A 6000-nucleotide genomic window follows, 5' to 3' on the forward strand; every position below is an offset into this window, starting at 1 on the left:
GCATGCAAACCTCGCAACGCTACATGCTGACTATTTACGACCTTTTCACCATTGGCAATGGCGGTATCTGTGGGGCAAATGCGGAAGTGGCCATTCTGGATGGCGGCCTTGAGATTGATCGCATGAAATTCTCCGGCAAGTGCCAGAGCAAAGAAGGTTACAGCCGCGCCTACAGCGGAAAGGCTGGTCTCACTGCGCAGCTGTTATCTGGGCCCGAAGGAATGAGCTTCGCATGGGGCAAGGCTGAAGTTGATCCCTATCAACCGGTCATTGCTTGGCGGCGCCGCTTAAATAGCCCCCCCGACAGGGATCCGGCCGAACTGGATGTTCAGGATGGGCGTGCCGAGTACTTGCTCAGCGGCCCGTACAATCTTTCCGAGGGCGGTAAAATCGAAGTTGTCGGTGGCAAGCTTCTTTTTACCGGCAGCAGTATGAAGATCAGTTGATGTGGTGGAAGGCCCTATCGAAAGTGCCGTCGCCGAAGTAGTTCAGATTATCAGCCAAGATCAGTGCATACCCTGAGCCAATGCTTTTGAGCGCGTTGAAGATTGTCCCAAAATCAGACTCTGACAAAAAGGTAATGACACCGCACCCCACTTGAACACCTTTGTATGCGAATTTCTCAGCCACAGGGATGTAGTCGTCTTTCGAGGTGACGATGATGTAGGGGAAGATGGTTTGTCCTTCGTTCACATTGACCTCCAGGTCATAAACGCGCCGATATTGGCGCAGCCCCAGTCCTTGGGCTTGCAGGCGTGGGACTGGGAAATCCTTGCGTGTGGCAGGAGGCTACTATCTGAATGGATTGCAGCGATACTGGCATTCCATCCACGCTGGATGCCTGGACAGGTCTTGCTGCTCCAACGCCGACATGACACGCTCTCAAGCTTTGTTCAGGTGGGCAGGGAGCGTTTTAATGCTGAGTGTGGAAGAAGTTCGGAGCCAGTGCTTGGATGCTATGGGGCAGAAGCTTGGAGCCATGTATTGCGACCTCAACGATCACCTGCTTGATGTGCTGCTGATGTGGAAGCAGTACGAGCAGCTTTTCGGCGTGGACCAAGAAACTGTGCAGGTTCTAAACACCTCGGCACCTACTTTTTTTGGTGTCATCCAGGCTCAGCTCTGGGATGCCGTAATGCTGGGGATGTCCAGGCTTACCGATTCTCCAATCAATTCACAGCAGAAAAATCTGTCAATCAGAGCCATCCCCCCACTTATCGAAGATTTGGAGGTTCGTGCACAGATGGACGAGGCTGTCGCTGCGGCGTTAGCGGACACTAAGTTCGCACGCGATCACCGCAACAAGCGAATTGCGCACATCGACCTGCTCCATATTCAGAATCGTGCTGCCAATCCGCTACCTTCTGGTAGTCGTGATAAAATCAAAGCTGGCTTGGACTCAATCTGTGTAGCTCTCGAGATTCTCAACGGTCACTACCGAGAATCGACAATGCTCTACGACGACCTTATTTACGATGGGGGAGCAGGGAGCGTGGTTTCTTTATTGAGAGGCGGTCTGAAGCACCGAGAGTGTGAGGTAGAAAACTAATCAGCGAGCCCAGCCCAGCGCTGGGCTTTTTGCATCTACCCCCCCAGTGCTACAGTCCCGCCAAACCAAAGAGGGAACGACATGCGAATTTTGATAGGGGCGTTGGTGGTGGCGATGCTGGCGGGGTGTGCCTCATCGGCGATCTCGGTGCGGGATGCGAAGCCGGTTCCGTCGGACGAGGTCTATGCGTTCCAGACTAAACCGGCTGGCGAGAGCGGAAAAATCACCGTGGTGCGCGACTCTGGCGCGGTCGGTTCTGGCTGCGACATCGTTGTTTATGTCGACGGCCGCCGGGCTGCAAAAATCGGGACTGGTCAGCGGGCCACATTCTACCTTCCGCCAGGGTCGCCCAATCTCGGCGTAGGCCTAGCTGGCTCTGGCTTGTGCGCAGGCGCTGCAATTCGAACCATCGCAGCAACAGTGCAGCCAGGCAAGGAAAGCCTGTACCGTATCAGCGGCGACATGGCTGGGTTCTACATAGGGCCTTATGTCGATTACAACTGAATCAAAAAAAACCTTGAAGCCGCCTCCGGGCGGTTTTTTATTACCCCGGAGAAAGTGATGCAGGCATCAGCGATCAGCTACCAACCCATGACGACGATTCGCCTGCACGGGCAACTCCGACAGTTCGGAAAGTCCTTCAGGCTCGCCGTGAAATCGCCGGCGGAGGCGATCAAAGCACTATGCGTGCAGATCCCTGGATTCGAGCGGTTTCTTTCGAATGCCAAGTCGCGCGGTCTTGAATTCGCGGTGTTTCGCGATAAGCGCAATATCGGGGAGAAGGAACTGAGCTACAACGGTGCCGGAGACATCCGCATCGCGCCGGTGGTCGTAGGCAGCAAGCGCGGCGGTATTCTTCAAACCATCGTCGGTGCGATCTTGATTGTTGTGGGTGTTATTTTCTCTGCAACACCTTTCGGCACTCCGCTCATAGGCGCGGGCATTGGCCTTGTCGCCGGCGGCGTGATCCAGATGCTCAGCCCTCAAGCGGGCGGCCTTAAGGCCAGCGCAGCTCCTGAAAATACCCCCGGCTATGCCTTCGGCAGCGCCAAAAACACCACAGCCTCCGGCAACCCGGTCTCACTGTGCTACGGCCGTAGACGCTGGGGCGGGGCGATCATCAGTGCTGCGATTTACGCCGAAGATCAGATGTAGAAACCACCGAATACCGCACCGCCATTGGCGGTTTTTTTTCGCCTGGAGGAAACCATGGGCGCAGCACAGTTAATTGATATCCATGGCGCCAAGGGCGGGGAAGAGAAACCGAAAACCCCAACAGAGGCACCGGACAGCTTGCGCTCTGTTGCCTTGGCAAAAATGCTGATTGCCGTGGGTGAGGGTGAATTCGACGGCACACCAACAGCTCGAAACATTTTCCTCGACAACACCCCGCTGCAAGATGAACAGGGTAACTACAACTTCCCTAACGTGAAGTGGGAGTGGCGCACCGGTTCTGTTGAGCAGCCGTACATCCCCGGTATCCCTTCGGTCGAAAACGAAACAACCTTAGGCATCGAGTTGCGCAGCGGGACCCCGTGGGTTCGAGCGATCAGCAACACTCAGCTTTCTGCTGTACGCGTGCGCTTCGCGTGGCCAGCCTTGCAGGCAGTGGATGAGAGTAACAACATTAACGGCTATCGAATCGAGTACAAGATCGAGGTGGCTACAGACGGAGGCGCTTACAAAAAGGTTTTAAGTGAGGCTGTAGACGGAAAGACCACCAGCACTTATGAGCGTACACGCCGCGTTGATCTGCCCAAGGCGGCAACGGGTTGGTTGCTGAAAATCACCCGTTTAACTGCAAACCAAGGCAACAACAAAATCGCCGACACGATGCAGATCGCGGGCTTCACCGAAGTCATTGACGCCAAACTGCGCTACCCCAACACAGCGCTGCTTTATATCGAATTCTCTGCTGAGCAGTTCCGTAACATCCCGGCAGTCACGACCGAATGTGACGCACGCAAGATATCGGTACCGAGCAATTACGATCCGCGCAAGAAGTCCTATACCGGGATCTGGGACGGAACCTTCAAGCAAGCCTGGACCGATAACCCGGTTTGGATGACCTACGACATCACCGTCAATGACCGCTTCGGTCTCGGCCGCCGGATTAAGCCGTGGCAAGTCGATAAGTGGGAGTTGTACCGCATTGCTCAGTACTGCGACCAGTTGGTCCCGGACGGAAAGGGCGGTATGGAGCCGCGTTTCATCTGCAACCTCAACCTGCAAGGAAAAGCCGACGCCTGGACGCTTTTGCGAGACATCTCCGCGATTTATCGCGGCATGACCTATTGGGCGCAAGGGCAAGTGTTCTCGCTGTCTGATATGCCGCGCGCCACTGACTTCGACTTCGCCTACACACGTGCCAACGTGATCGACGGCAAGTTCTCGTACGGCAGTGCCTCAGAGCGAACTCGCTACAGCCGCGCACTTATCAGCTACGACAACCCGGCCAACAACTACGACACTGATGTCACGGCAGTCACCGACAGCAAGCTGCAACGCCGCTATGGCGACAACCCGCTGGAGATCAGCGCCATTGGCTGCACCCGCGAGTCTGAGGCTCAGCGTCGTGGAAAGTGGGCGCTGCTGACCAATGCAAAGGATCGCACCGTCTCTTTTCGAACGGGCTTGGCCGGTCGTATCCCGCTGCCCGGGTATGTGATTCCGATTGCGGATGAGTTGATCGCGGGACGGCCGGTGGGCGGGCTTGTGTCCGCGGTCAAAGGTAAGGTCATCACCCTGGACCGTGACACCTCGGCCAAACCGGGCGATCGCCTGATTGTGAATTTGCCGGACGGTAAATGCGAAGGCCGCACCATCCAACTGGTCAGCGGCAGAAAAGTCACGGTGACCACGGATTATTCCGTCGCGCCCGAGCCTGAGCTGGTGTGGTGCCTAGACGCGTCTGATTTGGCGGTACCGCTTTATCGTGTCACCAGCGTGTCACGGCCCGAGCCAGGCGTTTATGAAATTACCGCTGTGCAGTACGACCCAAGCAAGTTTGCGCACATCGACACCGGTGCGCGTTTGGAAGAACGCCCCATCAGCGTAATCCCGATTACCGTCGTGCCAGCCCCGGCGAGCGTTACGCTCACGTCCAACTCAACCGTCGCCCAGGGCTTGGCGGTGACCACTATGACCATCGCATGGGATTCGGTCCCCGGCGCTGTTGCCTATGACGTGGAGTGGCGTAAAGACAATGGCAACTGGATCAAGGTGCAGCGCACCGGCTCATCCAGTGTTGAGGTACCTGGTATTTACGCTGGCGCTTATTTGGCTCGGGTGCGTGCGGTCAGTGCGTTTGAGATTTCGTCCATCTGGAAGAACTCGCAACTGACGCAATTGAAAGGCAAGGAAGGCTTGCCGCCTGCCATCACGCACCTGACCACTGAAAGCCTGGTCTACGGCATTCGCTTGAACTGGGGCTTTCCACCGGGTGCAGAAGACACCCAGCGCACCGAGATTTGGCAGAACACGGCCAATGATCGGGAGTCTGCGACCAAACTTGGCGATTACGCTTACCCGCAAGCGCGGCATGAGCTGCAAAACATTGTGCCCGGTACCAGCCTGTTTTTCTGGGCGCGGCTGGTGGACCGCACCGGCAATGTCGGGCCGTGGTTCCCGGAAAAGTTCGGGATTAATGGCCAGCCAAGTTCGGACCAAACGGAATACGAGAAGTATTTTGCGGGGCAAATCGGCACCGGCGCGCTTTACCCCGAGTTGAGGAAGGACATTGAACTCATCACCGGTGACGGGCCGGGTTCGGTCAAGGAGCTGGCAGGGCAGGTCAAGGAATTGGGTGACAAGGTCGAAGGCCTGGTCGACACCTTCATTTACGATCCAAAGCAGACCTACAAGGTCGGCGAAAACGCTCGCGAAGGACGGCACATCTATCAAGCGCTTCAAGACGTGCCGCTCGATACACCGCCGCCCAACCCGGTCTATTGGAGGGACATCGGCGAGATCCTCGAAACCGCCAATGGCCTGGCCTTTCAGGTCAGCCAGAACACCACCCACATCGAGGACATCGACGGCAAGGTCACGGCGTCAGCGTCATCGCTGGAAGCCTTGCGGGCAGCGGCGCGCGCCGACACGGGCGAGGGCGAGTTGGCCGACGCTCTCAAGAGTTGGCAATCCACGGCGGATCAGGCTGTTGAGCGGCGTGTGCGGGCCACTGAAGACGAGGCCATTTCCGAGCGGGTGACCACGTTCGGTGCACAGGTTGGCCAGAACAAGGCCGGGTTGTCGAGCCTTGAAAAGGTGGTGGCCACCAACGATTCAGTCGCCGCCAAACGCATCACGGAACTGAAAGGCGAACTGGTCGATGTGGGCGAGGGCGTGTCAGGCAACACCCAGGCGCTGGAAACCCTCAGCGGTGAAGTGGCGCGCATCGATGGTGAGATTGTGGCCACGGCCAGCAGCCTGGAATCGTTGCGGGCAGAGGC

At 57.0% G+C, this 6000-nt stretch carries 6 protein-coding genes; 5 read left to right on the forward strand and 1 reads right to left on the reverse strand.

What is annotated here, in order from left to right; genetic code table 11:
- The first annotated feature begins 2 nt into the window (after window positions 1-2).
- Window positions 3-446, forward strand: coding sequence for a hypothetical protein (locus ACP7A4_RS22035; protein ID WP_426248306.1), 444 nt, complete (start codon window positions 3-5; stop codon window positions 444-446).
- Here ACP7A4_RS22035 and ACP7A4_RS22040 read toward each other — a convergent pair.
- Window positions 439-693: a hypothetical protein gene (locus ACP7A4_RS22040; protein ID WP_426248307.1), complete on the reverse strand. Its 255-nt coding sequence runs from the start codon at window positions 691-693 to the stop codon at window positions 439-441. The genes ACP7A4_RS22035 and ACP7A4_RS22040 overlap by 8 nt on opposite strands.
- Before the next feature lie 223 nt (window positions 694-916).
- Here ACP7A4_RS22040 and ACP7A4_RS22045 point away from each other — a divergent pair, with 223 nt between their 5' ends.
- The 4 genes from ACP7A4_RS22045 to ACP7A4_RS22060 all read left to right on the forward strand — a co-directional run.
- Window positions 917-1549, forward strand: a complete 633-nt coding sequence (locus ACP7A4_RS22045; protein WP_426248308.1) for a hypothetical protein — start codon at window positions 917-919, stop codon at window positions 1547-1549.
- Between the two features lie 81 nt (window positions 1550-1630).
- A complete protein-coding gene (locus ACP7A4_RS22050; protein WP_426248309.1) occupies window positions 1631-2053 on the forward strand; it encodes a hypothetical protein in 423 nt (140 codons plus the stop codon).
- Window positions 2054-2110: 57 nt separating this feature from the next.
- Complete coding sequence (locus ACP7A4_RS22055; protein ID WP_426248310.1) at window positions 2111-2704, forward strand: tail assembly protein; 594 nt, start codon at window positions 2111-2113, stop codon at window positions 2702-2704.
- A 54-nt stretch (window positions 2705-2758) separates the two neighbouring features.
- The coding region (locus ACP7A4_RS22060; protein ID WP_426248311.1) for a host specificity protein J at window positions 2759-6000 on the forward strand (3242 nt) is incomplete at its 3' end.

Origin of the sequence: Pseudomonas sp. TWR3-1-1 (assembly GCF_049896545.1) — a bacterium.
In the GTDB taxonomy this organism is placed as follows: domain Bacteria; phylum Pseudomonadota; class Gammaproteobacteria; order Pseudomonadales; family Pseudomonadaceae; genus Aquipseudomonas; species Aquipseudomonas weihenstephanensis.